The following is an 18,604-nucleotide window of genomic DNA, read 5'->3' on the forward strand; positions in this document are numbered from 1 at the left end:
TTGTCTGTGTACTTAAACACTGTACAGCTTCAATCTAAATTCATATACCAAAACGCTTGATTCAGTTAATTTGCTAGTTCTCAATTAACTCTAAGATCAGAATTACTTCCTCTCTCTTTGTTATTGAGTGAACAATTTATTTCAGACTCAATTTTGCCAATCTGTTAATGAATAAACATGCCTTCGTCAGGTCATGCTTAATACCGTGATACTTAAATCACAGAAGTTAATAAACCAAGATCTAAATCTCTATTTACTAATTTCTGTAATCCGAACTTCTCTTAAGTTCTGGTGGAGACTAGGAGAGTCGAACTCCTGACCTCCTGCGTGCAAAGCAGGCGCTCTACCAACTAAGCTAAGTCCCCAGCTTACATCATCAGTCATGTATCTTTTATCTATAACTTCAACCAGTCAAAGTCATGGTGGGTCTGACAAGACTTGAACTTGTGACCCCACGCTTATCAAGCGTGTGCTCTAACCAACTGAGCTACAGACCCTCAGATACATCTATGAAGAACAACTTGTTGTGGATTCTTACCAATCGTCAATCTTTCGTTAAGGAGGTGATCCAGCCGCAGGTTCCCCTACGGCTACCTTGTTACGACTTCACCCCAGTCATCGGCCACACCGTGGTAACCGCCCTCTTTGCAGTTAGGCTAGCTACTTCTGGTGCAACAAACTCCCATGGTGTGACGGGCGGTGTGTACAAGGCCCGGGAACGTATTCACCGCGGCATTCTGATCCGCGATTACTAGCGATTCCGACTTCATGGAGTCGAGTTGCAGACTCCAATCCGGACTACGATCGGCTTTTTGAGATTAGCATCCTATCGCTAGGTAGCAACCCTTTGTACCGACCATTGTAGCACGTGTGTAGCCCTGGCCGTAAGGGCCATGATGACTTGACGTCGTCCCCGCCTTCCTCCAGTTTGTCACTGGCAGTATCCTTAAAGTTCCCGACATTACTCGCTGGCAAATAAGGAAAAGGGTTGCGCTCGTTGCGGGACTTAACCCAACATCTCACGACACGAGCTGACGACAGCCATGCAGCACCTGTATGTAAGTTCCCGAAGGCACCAATCCATCTCTGGAAAGTTCTTACTATGTCAAGGCCAGGTAAGGTTCTTCGCGTTGCATCGAATTAAACCACATGCTCCACCGCTTGTGCGGGCCCCCGTCAATTCATTTGAGTTTTAGTCTTGCGACCGTACTCCCCAGGCGGTCTACTTATCGCGTTAGCTGCGCCACTAAAGCCTCAAAGGCCCCAACGGCTAGTAGACATCGTTTACGGCATGGACTACCAGGGTATCTAATCCTGTTTGCTCCCCATGCTTTCGCACCTCAGCGTCAGTGTTAGGCCAGATGGCTGCCTTCGCCATCGGTATTCCTCCAGATCTCTACGCATTTCACCGCTACACCTGGAATTCTACCATCCTCTCCCACACTCTAGCTAACCAGTATCGAATGCAATTCCCAAGTTAAGCTCGGGGATTTCACATTTGACTTAATTAGCCGCCTACGCGCGCTTTACGCCCAGTAAATCCGATTAACGCTTGCACCCTCTGTATTACCGCGGCTGCTGGCACAGAGTTAGCCGGTGCTTATTCTGCGAGTAACGTCCACTATCTCTAGGTATTAACTAAAGTAGCCTCCTCCTCGCTTAAAGTGCTTTACAACCATAAGGCCTTCTTCACACACGCGGCATGGCTGGATCAGGCTTCCGCCCATTGTCCAATATTCCCCACTGCTGCCTCCCGTAGGAGTCTGGGCCGTGTCTCAGTCCCAGTGTGGCGGATCATCCTCTCAGACCCGCTACAGATCGTCGCCTTGGTAGGCCTTTACCCCACCAACTAGCTAATCCGACTTAGGCTCATCTATTAGCGCAAGGTCCGAAGATCCCCTGCTTTCTCCCGTAGGACGTATGCGGTATTAGCATTCCTTTCGAAATGTTGTCCCCCACTAATAGGCAGATTCCTAAGCATTACTCACCCGTCCGCCGCTAAGTGATAGTGCAAGCACCATCACCCCGCTCGACTTGCATGTGTTAAGCCTGCCGCCAGCGTTCAATCTGAGCCATGATCAAACTCTTCAGTTAAAAATCATTTTGCACCTTATTAAAGACAAGGTGCCAATTCTGGCTCATCAATTTTCTGACTTAAATTTCGCTCAAATAAACTTCGAGTAATTTAAACCAATCAATCAATGATAATATTTCGATTAATCAATCAGTAAAAATCCACACAAGTTGTTCTTCAATTCTCTTAATGATCTTCTTCCTGGTTCGTCACCAGCAAGCTAGGTCGGCTATATTACTCTTAATCTCTTAAAAGTCAACAGGTAATTTCGATATTTTTAAAACTTAGTCTCAAAACTAACTTCTCATCAAATTCATCACTTAAAGCAACCAATCTAATTCCAAGTAACTGTTTTTCAACAAGTTCTTATCTTCATCACCGCCGATGGATGTGCATTATAGACCATTAAAAACCTTTGGCAACCCCTTTTTTAATATTAGTGCAACAACAGTTCGCTTTTTAATCAAAAACACTAAAAACAATCATTTTTTATATAAACATGGCTGTAAAAGCATCAATTTATCTAAAATTTTCTCGTCTTGATTCTTTTCCTGCCATCTAAGTGGACGACAATCAATATATTCACAATATCCACCCTCACCTTGTAGACATTGTTCATTCCAACTTAATTGGTATTGAAAGCTTCCTACATATCCAGCAGCTAACCCAAACTTGTAGTCGCCACGGCTTTGTGCATAAAGTTCAAAAATAATTTTTCCATTTTTCTTACACTGCCAAGAAAATTCTCTGGGTAAATACATCTCTTTACCGTTCGGTGTTCTAACTTTTGGATAAACGCGATGGATATGTAAGTTTACATCTTCAGTAAAACTCTCAACAGGCTTCCCAAGTTCTTGAATATCTAATCTTGAACACAATATGATATTCCACTGATTTCTTATTTGTGAAAATGCAAGCTGAGTCGTTTCATTTAAATTAATAATTTGGCATGTGTAAAAACATAAAGATAAGAACGGTAAATGCAGGGCTCTTGCGTGTTTAAATCGTCCCAACCCTTCAACTTGATACTTTTGCCCTTTATAAAAAACTTCACCTTCACATAAACATAGTGTTGACCAATAGTCCGAAACACCCCACTGCAATGCAGAATTATTAGAGATATTTTCTGAAATATGAATAGTAAGATTACAACCCATTTCTAGGTCTAATCTCTGAAGATGGATCTTTGGGATTTTCCACTCAATCAAGTCTGTTTTATCAAACTTGTATTGTTCTGAGTCAAACTGGCACTGCCGCCGAATAGAATAAGTTTTTAAATGTCCCACACTATGTTGGCTATTACTTACAAGCACAGTTGCAGTATCAATTGCCGAAGTTGTAATGGTGTGAGCGTTATAACAAAGAGGAATTCGTGGCTGCCCAACTAGACTAATGTAATTAAAGTAACGCAGTGGAGCAGGTAAATTTGGAAGGATTAAGCCTTGATAAACTATTTTAAAAAAGCCGCGAGAAGGCTGATATACAACCCCCTCTTTAGCATTCAGGCCCAGCTGCTGTAATTGATTAATTTGACTTATCAACTTAGGCATACTGAACCTCTTCTATTTTATGTTTTTATTGTTTCGTTACTCTTGCGTGCAAATAGTGTCGTAACAAAACCAGAAAGAGCATAGAGAATTGAAACAGTCAAAATGCCCATTGGAATATTATAAGTGATTGCTGCAAAAATCAGTACTACTGGCAACATAACTACAAAGGGAACGCGCTTACGGTCCATCTGTTTGAAAGAATAATATTTAATATTGGAAATCATGAGTAACCCCACAACAACCATAATCACAGCATTAATGGATTTAATCGCAATATCACGTAAATCAAAAATGAAAGGATAATCGCGAGCAACCCACACAAGGGAAATAATGATAATGGCAGCGAGTGGACTTGCAATCCCAATAAAATAGCGCTTATCAACAACACCAATTTGTACATTGAAACGTGCTAAACGGAAAGCTGCACATGCTGTATAAACAAAACAACATGCTAACCCAATACGGCCTAAATCATGCAAACTCCAGCTATACATCAGCATTGCCGGAGCCACACCAAAAGCTAATAAATCAGAAAGAGAATCATATTGCTCGCCAAAAGCACTTTGTGCACCAATCGCGCGAGCAACTCGACCATCTAGACCATCGAGAAGCGCTGCTATAAAAATGGCATAAATAGCTTGGGTAAAATCCCCATTCATACTTGCAATGATGGAATAGAAACCAGACAACAAAGCGGCTGTCGTAATTAAGTTAGGCCAAAGATAAATACCTCGGCGCTTCACTTTTTGTCCTTCCGGATTATCCTCTTCTTCAACCACTTCGAATGTAATCCCATCAAATGAATGTTCATTATGAGTTAAATCTTGCTCTGGTTTAGGCGCATTTGTCATTATTTTCTATTCCAAACATGTGCATTGATTTAAGTTAACTGTTACTCACCTACTAACCAGCGAACAGCAGCGTGACCACCAGTTTCTTGCATGCGTAGATGCGGGAATAACCACTGTAGAGCCTGGTCAGCTTGTTCAGAGAACTGCCAAGGTGGGTTAATCACTAATAGACCACAACCATTCAAACCTACAGGTGTATCATCTGGCCATACACAAATTTCGCAGACTAACTGACGGCGAATTCCTGTTTTAAACATTTTCTTTTCAAAACGTTCAATCATCGCTCGGTCTTTAATTGGATACCAAACTGCAAAAACGCCTGTTGGCCATTTCTTATGAGCTTGTTGTAACAGTTCAACTAATTGCGGAAAATCTTTACGCTCTAATTCATAAGGCGGATCAATCATGACCAAGCCACGTTTTTCTTTTGGCGGAATTACGCCAAGCAAACCTTCATAGGCATCACGTTCATGTAAACCTGCACGTTTATCATAAATATTGTGTCGCAATTGTTGAAAGACATCGCGTTGCATTTCAAAAATTGTTGCCTTATCAATTTCACGCATGCCTTGCAAAGCAAACCATGGTGAACCTGGATAACTACCTTTGCCTTCTTCAGAGCGTAGCTGTTCTACCAACTTCAAATATTGCTGGATTGCTTCAGGTGCCTGACGCTTTTCCATTTCAGATATTTGAACTAGACGGTGAATGCCTGTAAGAAACTCTCCAGACTTTTGTGCAGGCGCCAGAGATAAATCATATTTTCCTGCACCTCCATGCGTATCGATATAACGATAAGGTTTATCTTTAGCATTTAAACGGTTGAGAAGCTGTAGCAAAAGCACATGCTTCATAACATCTGCAAAGTTGCCCGCATGGAAATGGTGACGGTAATTCATGTTGACTTTAATTCCTCAATTCAACAAATAGTTTAACATGAAAAAAATATTCTTTCGTAAGGTTGTGATCATCTAAAATAGAGCGGCTTGATATTTTTACGATCTACTCGAGGTTATATGCTCTCTCACCCGCTTCCGGACTCATGGGATCTGGATCAAATTCTAGATGATTTAAATACGCATGGCTTTGCGATTATTAATCAAGCCTATTCGGATCAATATCGCGCTCAAGTCGCTAACGAGTGTAGCCATCATATTGATGAGTTTAGAGAAGCTGGCATTCAAAACGGCGTGATGAGTAATATCCGTAGCGATCATATTCTCTGGATTAATGATCAACTTCCTATTGCTCAGCAACATATTGAAACCTTAACTTCTTTTTCACAAAATCTAAATCAAGCATTCTATTTAGGAATTAAAGAAGTGGAAGCTCATTTCGCCCGTTATGGTTTGGGTGAGTTTTATGCTTTACACCGAGACAATCCTCAGCAAAAAAATGATCGTATTATCTCAACCGTTTATTATTTACATCCAGAATGGCAAGAAGATTGGGGTGGTCAACTGCGACTGCAAGATAAAAATGAGAAGTGGCATATCGTTAATCCAGAGCCAAATCGACTTGTAATATTTCAAAGCAATTTATTACATGAAGTATTAACTTCAAAACAACAAAGACTCTCTATCACAGCTTGGCTTCGTAGCGGAAATTCGATTTGGGTTTAATGGTTACTCTTTAAATTTGGTAAACGAACCCGATATAAAAGCTATTCATTAAAGAAGGTAATGGCGTATGTCTATTGAAAGTAAAACAATTGTGAACCGAATTGGTGAAACAGACCAACTTTATTTGACTGAAAATACGCCTGAACTTGCTTTGGAGCGTGCCGAGTTACGCATGCAACTCGTCGTATTAAGTCGTGTTCGCCAAGAACAACTTCATTTTTTACAAGAAGCGATTGTTTTGCTTGAACAAGCTCGTATGGAATATGAAGAAATGCCTTTGAGCTTATATCTTAATTTGTCTCTACACTTGGCCAAAGCGTATATGCTTTATTTTGAACTAAATAAAGAAAAACGTTTTGCGTTGATTACTCAACAAATTTTGAAGCCATTAGCACATCATGAACATGCTGATATTTATTTCTTCTTGGCTTATGCGTCAGCCGCTCGACAAGAGTCGGCATTGACACGCCATTGGTTAACTAAATATCTATCAACAAGCACGTGTGATCTTGAATTGCTTCATGGCCAACCTGTATTTGACCTTGTGCGTCATGAGCCATGGTACAAGGATCAATTAAAAATAAAGACACATTAAACAGTTAATGTAATTAGGCCTGTTTTATATATTGAATATAAAACAGGCCTTTGTTTTATTCGTTTATTTTTTCACACTATCTTCATGTAGTTGTTCATTAAGTTCATCAATTACCACAATCCATTCATCATCTTTTTCCCAATGACTCTTTAAAAAATCACTTTGACCTTTTGACCAAAAAGAGGCTTCATGCAATTTCTGTTCAGCAGGCAATTGATGTGTTTTGATAAAGTTTTCGATGCTTGCTTCATCTGAATCTAAACCCAGCTGATCAAATAAAAGCTCTAAAGTAGGTTGCTGCTCAAACATTGTTATTCTCCTATAACTTGTTTTAAATCATCTATTAACTAATCTAACAATAAAACCTTTTTATATGCATGATAATGTTTATATTTTCTTGTTGTTTTTTGTGTTTTGTTTCAAATGATTAAATATAAAAAAGCACTCTAAAAAGAGTGCTTTTTTTAACTTATCAAAAAGATAAATTATTTCAACATGTCAGCAATTGCTGCACGTTCTTCTTCAAGCTCATTTAACGTAAAGTTAATACGTTCACGGCTGAATTCATCAATTTCTAAACCTTGAACGATTTTGTATTCACCGTTTTCAGTTGTTACAGGGAAACCAAACATAACGCCTTCTGGAATACCATAAGAACCGTCAGATGGAATACCCATAGTTACCCATTTGCCGTTTGTGCCAAGTGCCCAGTCGCGCATATGGTCAATTGCAGCGTTAGCAGCAGAAGCAGCAGAAGACAAACCACGTGCTTCGATAATCGCAGCACCACGTTTACCAACAGTTGGAAGGAACACATCTTTGTTCCATGCCGCATCGTTGATTTTGTCTTTTAAGCTTTCGCCATTTGCAGTTGCAAAACGGTAGTCAGCATACATTGTCGGAGAGTGGTTGCCCCAAACTGTTAAGTGTTCGATATCAGCAACAGCAACACCAGCTTTTTGAGCAACTTGAGTCAACGCACGGTTGTGGTCAAGACGCAACATAGCAGTAAAGTTTTTCGCTGGAAGGTCTGGAGCAGAGTTCATAGCGATGTAAGCGTTAGTATTTGCAGGGTTACCTACAACTAATACTTTAACGTCACGACTAGCAACTTCGTTTAATGCTTGACCTTGACCGATGAAAATTTCACCGTTAACTTTTAACAAGTCAGCACGTTCCATACCAGGACCACGTGGACGAGAACCTACCAATAAAGCGTAGTCAGCATCTTTAAATGCAACTTTCGGATCATCAGTCCCGATCATGCCAGCCAATAAAGGGAAAGCACAGTCATCAAGTTCCATCATTACGCCTTTAAGCGCTTGTTGAGCTTTTTCAACTGGAACTTCAAGCAATTGTAAAATAACAGGTTGATCTTTACCTAACATTTCACCGCTTGCGATACGGAATAATAAGCTGTAACCAATTTGACCTGCAGCGCCAGTCACGGCAACACGAACGGGTTGCTTCATGTAATTGTCTCCAATGAGTGTCCTTAATCGGGCTAAATAGGAATTCCATCTAACCAAATCATCATAAACGGCAAAGATTGTACTCTAAAGATGTGGCAGATGCATGTAAAAGCGACTCATTTTCACCAAAAGTCTGATAGAAAATACAAATTAATCTTTACAAATAGATTCAATGTATGGTCAGCATTTTTTTACGAAATGATAGTTACCTTTAATAACTACCTTTAATCGTGATTTCACCTGGGCAATTCGATACCACATGATTTGCACATTGTTTATATTGGCCTTTTACCGTGTAACATACCTTCACTTCCGTTAAAACAACATCTGAACGTGATAACTGACAAGTCAAACGAATACCATTTTGAGGCAAGCTCGGATTAAGACGAGTAAATTGCTGTTTTAAGGCCGACTGTTGAATTTCAACATTTGTCGAACTGGTAAGGCTAGCTGGAATTTTTAAACGTTCAGCAAAGTTAATGACCGTCCGGAAATATTGACTTGCATTCATAGGAACGCATCCCCCTACACTTTTCCAAAGCTGTACACGCGCATTATTGTCAGGCATGACCCGAGCTACGACTTTGGCTTGCAATGGGGAAAGAGCGGCCGAACTTTCTGTTGAACAATCGGTCTGATTTGTTTCAGGCATAAGGCCCGTAATTGTCAGTGAATATCCTTCAAGACATTTACGTTGTTTTTGTTTAGAGGGATCTAACGCACATGCGGCAGGTGTCATTTGTACGTGCATAACATATCCCTGTAAATTAACAGGTTCGGCATGCAAAACGGAACTCATCAATCCTACCCCTGCACAGATAAGCCACCATGCAAGTTGCAAAATTGAACGAAGTTCCAAATATCTATATTTCATTTAATTAAAACTTGAATATGCCAATTAAAAGAAGATCCATCATCAACCACCTAAACTTAAGGCGATGTACGCATTGGAATGACTTTCATACGTTGTGATAATGATTGAGCTCCTTGCCCCAATATCACACCATAATGTGTTGCATTCGTCATAACATGCTTGACATAGTCTCTGGTTTCTAACAATGGAATTGTCTCTGTATATTGGTCAGCCGAAATTGATTGAAAGTCCGGTTGCCAACGTCTTGCCCGATTAGGTCCAGCATTATAACCTGCCGTTGCCAAAACTGGATTATTGCTTAATTGTCCCTGAATCATCGACAAATAAAATGTACCATAACGAATATTGGTATTCATTTCATTTAATGCCGCTGGATTATAGGTTTCGCCCATTTGACGTGCAATCAACTTTGCCGTATCAGGCATAATTTGCATAAGTCCACCCGCTCCAACGTGAGAACGTGCGGAAGTAACAAATCGGCTTTCTTGTCGCATTAAACCATAAGCCCACGCTGGATCAATTCCTGCATTGTAACTATGACTTACGACATTAGTCTTATGGGGTGTCACATAGCGATACGTATCATTATGTTTATTTGTTGTACGATCTGCTGCGTAAATCGCACGGTCATACCATCCCATATCATGAGCACGCTTTGCAGCAGCTAACAACACACCATCATCATGTTGAAGATAAGCTTGTCGAACTGCCCAGTTCCATTCTCGATTGGTATAAGTTGGATTTGCATTAATACGTCTTAAAGTAAAAGCACGATTAAAGTGAACATTCTGATCTAAACGTCTTAAATCACTTGCTGTTGGCTGATCATCATAAGGCTGGTGATTATAACGTTCGCCCAAACGATCTTTAGCTAAAAGGTTGTGATAGTCATCGCCACTTTCAGCTAACTTCTTATAAATACGTTGCGCAGTATTTTTTGAATTACTATCATTGCGCTGCTCTGTTGCACGAGCAAGCCAATATTGCCAGCGATCTTCTTGTTTTTGTGTCACGCTCATAGCATCAATGGCACGAATTAAACTTTCCCACGCACCAAATCGAATTGCCTGACGCGCATAAATTTCAGCTTCCTCAGGGCTTAGAGGATAACCGTAACTTGCATCAAAATATTGAAGAACTTCACGATTGAAATTATTTTTCATGACCGTGGTCCCACCAATATAAGCCACCGTTCTATATAAATACTTTTGTATATTCTCTGGTGTACCTTGAGCAACACGTTGTACGTTCGAAAAAGCGTTAGGTAAGTCATTATTAGCCAAACGACCTAATGCAAAAATCAAATAAGCATAGTCTGTATCATTTGTTTTAGGCGCACTCCACAAATAATTGAGTGGGTTAGCCTGAATTTGATTAAGCTGAGCCAAAGACAAATTCATACCTAAAGTCTGCGCCGTAGCAAGTGCCTGCCCCGTTAAACCAGAACGTAATTGCACCCAAAGACGCTGTTGCTTATCTTGCTGACTCATTAATGGGCTAGATAACATCAAGCGTCCTAGACCCACACAAGATTCAGGTTGCGATTCGGTGGCTAACCATACATCTTTATATTCAGCAAAAACTAATGCATCACCGGTTTTGGCTCTCACCTGTGCCAATGCACAATTTTCGGCCTGATCTGGGTTGGTGACATAAGATAGTAAAGGTTGTGCAGATGCGAAGTCAGCTTGTTTAACTTTTTCTTCAACATAATCGGCTGCTAATTTCTCAGCCATTGCTGATTGAGGATAACGTTGAGCAAAACTTATAATCGAAGCTGAAGGTTGAAAGCCAAGATTGGTATTAAGTTTCCAATATTCTGGATAGTACCCCAATACATCATTTTGCATAGCAAGCTGATATTGGTCTAATAAAGCGGTATTGCCACTATTTGCAGCATTTAACGCATCATTGAACTGCTCTTCGGCAGCATAGGTAAATGAACAACCAAGTAAACACATAGCTCCTAACCAGCTACGATGCATATATTTATTTTTCATTAGACGACTATGGATTGATGAGCTCTTTCTACTTGGTCTCATAAATGTGTTAAACCCTGACTATTCACCTTCAAAGCATAGTTTAATTAGTCTTCGTGCTTTCTTTTGTTGTGTTATGTAACTCTATGATTCAACATCATTAAAATTCACATAATTTACTTCAAAAAAATGGTGTCACGTTCTAAAGGTTTACTGTTATCGGTTCAGTCCAAATGCTGCTATAATGAATGGTTTGACCCATTTTGGGCAAATTTATTCTTTTTTAGATCGATCTGTTAGGAGCCTGCATGACGGTTCAAACCTTCATTCCCAATGGTGCCAAAGCTGCCTCAGAAAACACTGTTACCCAGCCAACGCACACCACTGATGTTTCAATAAAAAAACTTTATATTGAAACTCAAGGGTGTCAGATGAATGAGTATGACAGTCACCGTATGGCAGACCTTTTAGGGGACTCTCACGGTTACATTTTAACGAGCAACCCTAATGAAGCAGACATCCTGCTCATGAATACGTGTTCTATTCGCGAAAAAGCACAAGAAAAAGTATTTAGTGAATTAGGGCGCTGGCGCAAACTAAAAGACAAAAATCCAGATCTTGTGATTGGTGTCGGTGGGTGTGTTGCTTCTCAAGAAGGTGACAATATTCAAAAACGTGCGCCTTATGTCGACATGATTTTTGGCCCTCAAACATTACACCGTTTACCACAAATGCTTGATCAACATAATGCTCAAGTAGAAAAACCTAAAAAAGACAAAATCAAACTCATTGATATTTCTTTCCCAGATATTGAAAAGTTCGACTTTTTACCAGAACCACGCGTAGAAGGCTTTAAAGCATTTGTTTCTATTATGGAAGGCTGTTCTAAATACTGTTCTTTCTGTGTAGTTCCATATACACGTGGTGAAGAAGTTTCTCGACCTTTAGACGATGTACTTGCAGAAATTGCTGGCCTTGCTGAAAAAGGTGTCCGTGAAATTTCACTTCTTGGTCAAAATGTAAATGGTTACCGCGGTGAAACCTTCGAAGGTGGCATCTGTACCTTCCCTGAATTGTTACGACTCGTTGCAGAAATTCCGGGTATTGGACGCTTACGTTATACAACATCGCACCCACTAGAGTTCTCTGATGAGCTAATTCAGTGTTATGAAGATTTACCTCAAATGGTGTCACATTTACACTTACCTGTTCAAAGTGGTTCGAATGACGTTTTACAGGCAATGAAGCGAAATCACACGATTGATGTTTATATCGATAAAATTGCCAAGCTACGCAAAATTCGTCCAGATATGCATTTATCAAGTGATTTTATTATTGGCTTCCCTGGTGAAACTGATGAAAATTTTGCAGAAACATTGCAATTTATCAAAGATTTAGACTTCGATCACTCTTATAGCTTTGTTTATTCTAAACGCCCTGGTACACCAGCATCGGACTTGCCAGACACCACACCTGAGCAAGTTAAAAAAGAGCGTTTAGCTCAAGTTCAGAAAGTGATTAAGCAGTCTAGTATTGAAAAAACAGATGCTATGTTAGGTAAAATTGAACGTGTACTTATTGAAAAAGTATCTGATCAAGACCCTAATATTTTAATTGGTACTGCTGACAATACACGTCTAGTTACTTTCGTTGGTGATGCAACTTGGGTTGGTCGTTTTGCAGAGATCGAGATTACTGAAATTAAAACTTTAAATTTTGTTTACGGTGAGCTCTTGAATCTTGAACCTGACGTGGCGTAATGTAGAGGTATTCTAAAGTCTACTGAAAGGTTTTCTCTTGACTGCAGCGATTCGACGTACCGTAACATTTCCTGAAATTTCAATGGAACGTTTAAAGAGCATTCTAGGTGCCTATAATGGGCACCTGAAGCAAATTGAGCAGCGTTTAGATGTCAAAATTACTCATCGTGGAGATGTTTTTCACATAGATGGTGAAATAGATGCTGTTGGGAGAGCCGAGGCATTATTGCAACGACTCTACGAAGAGTCTGAGGTATCCCAGCAAATCAGTGCTGATCTATTACACCTCCTCATTCAATCGTCACAAACTGAACGCAATTTCGAGTTGGTTGGAGATGAAATGGATGAACACGATGCGCCGCTTGATGTCTATTTCCAGACCCGAAAAGGCCGCATTAATCCACGTGGTGCCAATCAAAAACGTTATGTACAACGTATTTTACAAAGTGATATTTCTTTTGGTGTAGGCCCTGCTGGTACAGGTAAAACCTATTTAGCAGTTGCTGCCGCCGTAGACATGCTAGAACGTAACGAAATCCAACGGATTTTACTTGTACGTCCTGCTGTAGAAGCTGGAGAAAAGCTGGGTTTCTTACCCGGTGATTTAACCCAGAAAATTGACCCCTATTTACGTCCTCTTTACGATGCACTTTACGAAATGCTTGGCTTTGAAAAAGTTGCTAAGTTAATCGAGCGCCAAGTCATTGAGGTTGCACCTCTTGCATATATGCGTGGGCGCACACTTAACCATTCATTTGTCATTTTGGATGAAGCTCAAAACACAACACCAGAACAAATGAAAATGTTCTTGACCCGTTTAGGTTTTGGCTCTCGTGCAGTGATTACAGGTGACATTACTCAAGTAGATTTACCTCGAGGTCAACAATCTGGTTTGGCACACGCACTTCGCGTACTCGAAAATATTACAGAAATTCATATTACCCGTTTCCATTCCCGTGACGTTGTACGTCACCAACTGGTTCAAAAAATCGTTGAAGCGTATGAAGGATGGGATGGTGAACAACAGCGTCTTAATGCTGAAGCACGTGCTGAACGCAAAGCACGTCAAGAGGCATTAGTTGCTGAAAACGATACAGCAGCAGACTTGCAACATCAGGATGCTTAAGGATTTATTTTGAAAATCAGTTTAAGTTTACAACAAGACTTTCAATCACTTGAGTTAGAGCTCAAACGAGCTCAACTCAAAAAAATTATTGAGACAACTTTACGCCACGTTGGCTATAAAGAAGATTGTGAAATTGGCGTTGCTTGTGTCGATTTAGCAGAAAGCCAACAACTTAATCTGCAATATCGAGAAAAAGATAAACCAACTAATGTTTTATCATTTCCAAGTGATATTCCTGAAGAAGTTTTACCAATGCTTGATGCCTTACCTCTAGGTGATTTAGTTATTTGTATTCCAGTGGTATTACAAGAAGCATTAGAACAGAAAAAAACTGCCCAAAACCATTTTGCACATCTCTTAGTACATGGTGTTTTACATTTGCTTGGTTATGATCATGAAACCAGTGATGAAGATGCAGAGGAAATGGAAGGGATTGAAGTCGAAATTCTAGCAAAGCTGAACATCGAAAATCCTTACCAAGAACAGATTTAATCATTATTGATTAGAAGAAAAACATAATCTGTCTTCAGATGGGATTTGTTCTAATTGATTATAATCAATGTGGATAAGCTAAGACTTATCCACATTTTTTATTAATGTACTTCAAATTCTGCTTGAGCCGGATCGAAACGCCACGTACGTACAATACGTAATTCAGAAATATCTTTCATATTGGCATCGAAATGCCCAAATGGTGCACCACGACGTACTGAAGACTTAGCTGCTTCATCTAATATTGAGTGTCCTGAGCTTTCAAGTAATCGAATTGCACGAATTCCTCCTTGAGCATTCAAAATCACCATTAAACGGACTTCGCCTCTTAGCTGTTGTTGTTTGGCTTCTTCTGGATAATAGCGATTACCATACAACTCTACTTTTTCACGGAACTTATCTAAATAAACAGCCGAAGCATCTTTCTTCGCTTGAATTCCATCTACAGTTTTGATTTTTTGTTGCCGACTGAAATCTTGTCTACGTTGTAAATATTGTGCTTCAAGACTCGCAACCATCGCAGCTTTTGCCTGAAATTGACTTTGTAATTGTTCTAGTTCTTTTTTCCTTTGACTCGCATCCGCTTGTTTTTGCCAACTCAAAACAGTCATTAAGACTTTTTCTTCAAATTTAAGCTCTCTTTGCTGCTGAACCTTTTGCAAACTTTCTAACTCTGCATTTCCTGTTGAAGCATCATTAGGCATCGGATTTGGAGTATCACTAGAGGTACGATGGGCTTCACGAAATGTGCCCGAACCCTGCTGGTCCGCTTGTGCTAAAAAATCTGCCTGCTGAACTGGCTCATTGCTTGATCGAATTGAAATTGCAATTTCTTTAGTAGATTGCTCTGACGGGCTAGGCATGGCAAAGTGGATGAGCAATACAAAAACATGCAGTAAGATTGCCAATATTGTTGCAGCAATAAAGACTCGGTCTTGCCACCAATGGTAAAAAGGCTCTATGGATAGACTTCTTTTGTTCAACATAATCTTAAAAGCATATAAATGCCTTATCCCCACGGTTTAATACCGAATAAAATATAAACTGATATTCAAATATGGATAAAAGTGTGATTCACTTCAAATATAGAGTTTTATCCATTTTCATTTTGTCAAAATGTATCAATTAAATTTGTTACACTGCAATATCAAAACTCGTTTTTTATCATAATAAAGATTGTGTTGGTTCTTAAGTAAATTATCTTCTGGAAGTTCTTTTATGCAAACGCTATTTTCATCATTAGTCAGACGCCTTAAAAAGGTCTACCAAAAAGCAGAAGCATTCATTGAAGAAGAAAGAGATTTTACGTTATCACAAACCTTTCTGAATGCGACTTTACAACGTTATGTTACCAATAATGTTGAATTTCTAGATGACCTCCACGCGGATCTTTATCATGACTGGTTAAGGTTATATGCAACCCTGCATGTAAAAGGCCTAGAGACGACGCTATCTGTTGATTTAAAACTGATTCAGATGGAATTTAATCAAGAACAACAGCTTTTGGTTTTTGAACAAATTAGTAATACACAAATTATTGAAGCGAAATATAAAAACTTTTGGCAGAAGATTGCCGTAAAAGCCGCTGTTTTTTACTACCATAAAATTTTGAAAAAAGATCCTTTAGGAATGATTCTGGAACGTTTTAATGTAGCAGAAGAACGTGATGAACTCATATTCCTTGATCTCAATCGCTGGTTTGGTAAAAAAGCCAGTATTATCGAGACATTAAGTAAAGTGCATGTAAATTACGCACGAGTTCGTGAGGCTGAGTTAGTCGTATTTGGAAATGTGAATTTAGCAGCATTACTTTACCGTGATCAGGACGATGATTTTGAAGATGAATTAGAAGATTCTGAAATCACACCAATCCAACAAAAAGATGTATAGCGCTGTGATGAATAAAAATGAATTAACTGCCAAAAAACACAAATAGATTACACATTTAGCATAAATCCTGATTTTTTCTCCATGATCAACAGGCATAATATGTTTAAGTTATAGATGCATCAGCACTGACTTTTCAGTCTGTACAAGGATATTTACTTATGGCAACAAAATTTCTGAAATCGTTTGGCATCGCAACAGGTATTTCAACAACTTTGCTTTTTGCAGGTTTCTCAAGTCATGCACTTGCCATGAGCCCATTTCAGGCAAATTATCAGTTCACTTATAATAATAAGGGTATGGGTTCAGCTACACGTACCTTAAGCCAGCAAGGTAATAATTGGACTTATAATTTCACAGCAAAAGCAGGTGGAATTGCTTCAGCAAGTGAAACAAGTAAATTTAGTTTTGCTAATGGTAAAATTGGATCTCAAAGTTTTAGCCGTACCAGCAAAATTTTGATTCATAACAACACCATGAATATTAACTTTAATCCAAACAGCAAAACTATTTCTACCAAGAAAGATGATAAAGCTCGTTCATTTGCTTGGCAGGCTGGTGTACTTGATGAGTTAAATGCAGAATTACAAGTGCGTGAAGATTTAAAAAATGGTTCACTTAAAACCTCATACCCTCTTGCCGATGCAAAAGAAGTTGAAAACCGTCGTTTTGTAAAACAAGGCAATGAGAGAATTAAAACTTCTTATGGCACATTCGATACCGTAAAAGTTGTTTTAGAACATGGTAAACCAGACCGTAATACTATTTTCTGGTTAGCACCTAAATTGGACTACTTACCAGTTAAAGTTAGCCATGTTGATGGTAAAACTTCTTATGGCCTGTTATTAACAAGTTATACAGGTAAAACGAATTAAAGCTTGCATTTTTTCGGATGCTTTTTAAAATACGCATTTGCTTTAAAAGCATCCGTCTAGAGGATTCTCCCGTGCACGCACTAGAACAGAAAATCTTAACAGAAGGTATCGTTCTATCTGATCAAGTCTTGAAAGTCGACGCTTTCTTAAACCACCAAATTGATCCTGTATTAATGCAGCAGATTGGTAAAGAATTTGCCGCTCGCTTTAAAGATGCAGGGATTACCAAGATTATTACCATTGAAGCATCAGGTATTGCACCTGCAATCATGGCAGGTTTGGAACTTGGTGTACCTGTAATTTTCGCTCGTAAATATCAGTCATTGACACTAAAAGATGACTTATATCGCTCTAAAGTATTTAGTTTTACTAAACAAACTGAAAGCACAATTGCGATTTCAAACAAACACCTTCATTCAACTGATAAAGCATTAGTTATTGATGACTTCTTGGCGAATGGCCAAGCAGCATTAGGACTAATTGATTTAATTCACCAAGCAAATGCAGAAGTTGTGGGGGTTGGTATTGTGATTGAAAAATCATTCCAACCGGGCCGTGATTTATTGCTTGAAAAAGGCTACCGAGTTGAGTCATTAGCACGTGTTCTTTCTCTTACAGATGGCAAAGTTACCTTTGTAAAAGAATAAATTGTGCAAAAGAAAAAGAGCGGATATCCGCTCTTTTTTTTAACTGTTTAAAGCGAAACTAAAAGCTTTTTAACAACCTCGCCCAAACGTTTGCCCTGAGCTTCACACAAAATCTTTTCATCCTGACTTAAACTCTGGTCATGGCGGGGTCCGCTTACATGACTTGCCCCATATGGTGTTCCACCTGTTTTAGTATTGGATAAAGCTGGAATTGCATTTGGTAATCCCAAAATCATCATCCCGTGATGAAATAACGGCGGTAGCATCGTAAGTAAAGTACTCTCCTGCCCACCGTGCATTGATCCAGAAGTGGTAAAAACACAAGCAGGTTTACTGTGTAATGCCCCATTTAGCCAGAGACTCGTCGTTTGATCCCAAAAATACTTCATTTCACTCGCCATATTGCCAAAGCGAGTTGGAGAACCTAAGGCCAAACCAGCACAATTTGCTAAATCATCTAAAGTACAATAAATGTCACCTTCTGCCGGAATACTTGGTTCGGCTTCGACGACTACTGGAGCTATATTCGGTACTGTACGAATTTTCACTGCCATGCCCGTAGATTCAACGCCATTGGCAATTAAATGAGCCATTTCTTTAGTAGAACCATATTTACTGTAATAAAGTACAAGAACGTAAGGTTGCATCGGTTTCATGAATTTTGTTAAAAAGAACACTATACGGTATTTTTTATTTTTTTGGCGAAGCCAATTTTATGAAATTCTAGAGGTGATTGATTGTTTAGCGTTAAAGGCAACACGAGCAAATTTCTCAAATTCCTTGAGTAAAAGGTTCACCAA

Annotated in this window: 16 protein-coding genes, 2 tRNA genes, 1 rRNA gene and 1 pseudogene; 8 read left to right on the forward strand and 12 right to left on the reverse strand. The window is 39.3% G+C overall.

Features of this window, described 5'->3' with window-relative positions:
- Positions 1-289 precede the first annotated feature (289 nt).
- From ACS125_RS01460 to ACS125_RS01485, 6 genes and pseudogenes are all read right to left on the reverse strand, one after another.
- Positions 290-365: transfer RNA gene (locus tag ACS125_RS01460), tRNA-Ala, on the reverse strand.
- A gap of 55 nt (positions 366-420) precedes the next feature.
- Positions 421-497 (reverse strand) — tRNA-Ile (locus ACS125_RS01465).
- 59 nt (positions 498-556) lie between these two features.
- Positions 557-2,094, reverse strand: a 16S ribosomal RNA gene (locus ACS125_RS01470).
- Between the two features lie 452 nt (positions 2,095-2,546).
- Positions 2,547-3,624, reverse strand: a pseudogene (locus ACS125_RS01475) (DUF6670 family protein).
- A 17-nt stretch (positions 3,625-3,641) separates the two neighbouring features.
- A complete protein-coding gene (gene pssA / locus ACS125_RS01480; protein WP_004789558.1) occupies positions 3,642-4,475 on the reverse strand; it encodes a CDP-diacylglycerol--serine O-phosphatidyltransferase in 834 nt (277 codons plus the stop codon).
- Between the two features lie 41 nt (positions 4,476-4,516).
- Positions 4,517-5,374, reverse strand: a complete 858-nt coding sequence (locus tag ACS125_RS01485; RefSeq protein WP_004789560.1) for a 23S rRNA (adenine(2030)-N(6))-methyltransferase RlmJ — start codon at positions 5,372-5,374, stop codon at positions 4,517-4,519.
- A 117-nt stretch (positions 5,375-5,491) separates the two neighbouring features.
- Here ACS125_RS01485 and ACS125_RS01490 point away from each other — a divergent pair, with 117 nt between their 5' ends.
- A complete protein-coding gene (locus ACS125_RS01490; protein WP_004789561.1) occupies positions 5,492-6,097 on the forward strand; it encodes a 2OG-Fe(II) oxygenase in 606 nt (201 codons plus the stop codon).
- Between the two features lie 67 nt (positions 6,098-6,164).
- Positions 6,165-6,692, forward strand: coding sequence for a hypothetical protein (locus tag ACS125_RS01495; protein WP_004789562.1), 528 nt, complete (start codon positions 6,165-6,167; stop codon positions 6,690-6,692).
- A 63-nt stretch (positions 6,693-6,755) separates the two neighbouring features.
- Here the strand turns inward: ACS125_RS01495 and ACS125_RS01500 are convergent, their stop codons facing one another.
- From ACS125_RS01500 to ACS125_RS01515, 4 genes are all read right to left on the reverse strand, one after another.
- Positions 6,756-7,001, reverse strand: a complete 246-nt coding sequence (locus ACS125_RS01500) for a DUF2789 family protein (RefSeq protein WP_002119522.1) — start codon at positions 6,999-7,001, stop codon at positions 6,756-6,758.
- A 176-nt stretch (positions 7,002-7,177) separates the two neighbouring features.
- A complete protein-coding gene (locus ACS125_RS01505; protein WP_003653591.1) occupies positions 7,178-8,164 on the reverse strand; it encodes a malate dehydrogenase in 987 nt (328 codons plus the stop codon).
- Between the two features lie 211 nt (positions 8,165-8,375).
- Positions 8,376-9,038 (reverse strand): ribonuclease T2 family protein, encoded by a 663-nt coding sequence (locus ACS125_RS01510; protein ID WP_004789563.1) that lies wholly within the window; start codon positions 9,036-9,038, stop codon positions 8,376-8,378.
- A 56-nt stretch (positions 9,039-9,094) separates the two neighbouring features.
- Positions 9,095-11,038 (reverse strand): transglycosylase SLT domain-containing protein, encoded by a 1,944-nt coding sequence (locus ACS125_RS01515; protein ID WP_443270178.1) that lies wholly within the window; start codon positions 11,036-11,038, stop codon positions 9,095-9,097.
- A gap of 287 nt (positions 11,039-11,325) precedes the next feature.
- Here ACS125_RS01515 and miaB point away from each other — a divergent pair, with 287 nt between their 5' ends.
- From miaB to ybeY, 3 genes are read left to right on the forward strand one after another with little or no spacing between them, the layout of a single operon-like run.
- Positions 11,326-12,777, forward strand: a complete 1,452-nt coding sequence (gene miaB, locus ACS125_RS01520; RefSeq protein WP_443270180.1) for a tRNA (N6-isopentenyl adenosine(37)-C2)-methylthiotransferase MiaB — start codon at positions 11,326-11,328, stop codon at positions 12,775-12,777.
- 37 nt (positions 12,778-12,814) lie between these two features.
- Positions 12,815-13,903, forward strand: a complete 1,089-nt coding sequence (locus ACS125_RS01525) for a PhoH family protein (RefSeq protein WP_004789570.1) — start codon at positions 12,815-12,817, stop codon at positions 13,901-13,903.
- A gap of 9 nt (positions 13,904-13,912) precedes the next feature.
- The gene (ybeY, locus tag ACS125_RS01530; protein ID WP_443270183.1) at positions 13,913-14,395 is read left to right on the forward strand and encodes an rRNA maturation RNase YbeY; all 483 of its coding nucleotides are present in this window, start codon (positions 13,913-13,915) and stop codon (positions 14,393-14,395) included.
- 101 nt (positions 14,396-14,496) lie between these two features.
- Here the strand turns inward: ybeY and ACS125_RS01535 are convergent, their stop codons facing one another.
- Positions 14,497-15,381 carry an energy transducer TonB gene (locus ACS125_RS01535; RefSeq protein WP_174728799.1) on the reverse strand — a complete coding sequence of 295 codons (885 nt, stop codon included), beginning with the start codon at positions 15,379-15,381 and terminating at the stop codon, positions 14,497-14,499.
- A 232-nt stretch (positions 15,382-15,613) separates the two neighbouring features.
- On the opposite strand from ACS125_RS01535, the gene ACS125_RS01540 reads away from it, so the two are divergent.
- The 3 genes from ACS125_RS01540 (at position 15,614) to ACS125_RS01550 (ending at position 17,804) form a co-directional block, all read left to right on the forward strand.
- Positions 15,614-16,285: a hypothetical protein gene (locus tag ACS125_RS01540; RefSeq protein WP_174728801.1), complete on the forward strand. Its 672-nt coding sequence runs from the start codon at positions 15,614-15,616 to the stop codon at positions 16,283-16,285.
- Between the two features lie 158 nt (positions 16,286-16,443).
- Positions 16,444-17,157: a DUF3108 domain-containing protein gene (locus ACS125_RS01545; protein ID WP_174728803.1), complete on the forward strand. Its 714-nt coding sequence runs from the start codon at positions 16,444-16,446 to the stop codon at positions 17,155-17,157.
- Between the two features lie 71 nt (positions 17,158-17,228).
- A complete protein-coding gene (locus ACS125_RS01550; protein WP_004789579.1) occupies positions 17,229-17,804 on the forward strand; it encodes a xanthine phosphoribosyltransferase in 576 nt (191 codons plus the stop codon).
- 47 nt (positions 17,805-17,851) lie between these two features.
- Here the strand turns inward: ACS125_RS01550 and wrbA are convergent, their stop codons facing one another.
- Positions 17,852-18,460: an NAD(P)H:quinone oxidoreductase gene (gene wrbA / locus ACS125_RS01555; protein ID WP_174728806.1), complete on the reverse strand. Its 609-nt coding sequence runs from the start codon at positions 18,458-18,460 to the stop codon at positions 17,852-17,854.
- Positions 18,461-18,604: the final 144 nt, after the last annotated feature.

This window comes from Acinetobacter sp. PFS20 (genome assembly GCF_052261015.1).
Classification (GTDB): Bacteria; Pseudomonadota; Gammaproteobacteria; order Pseudomonadales; family Moraxellaceae; genus Acinetobacter.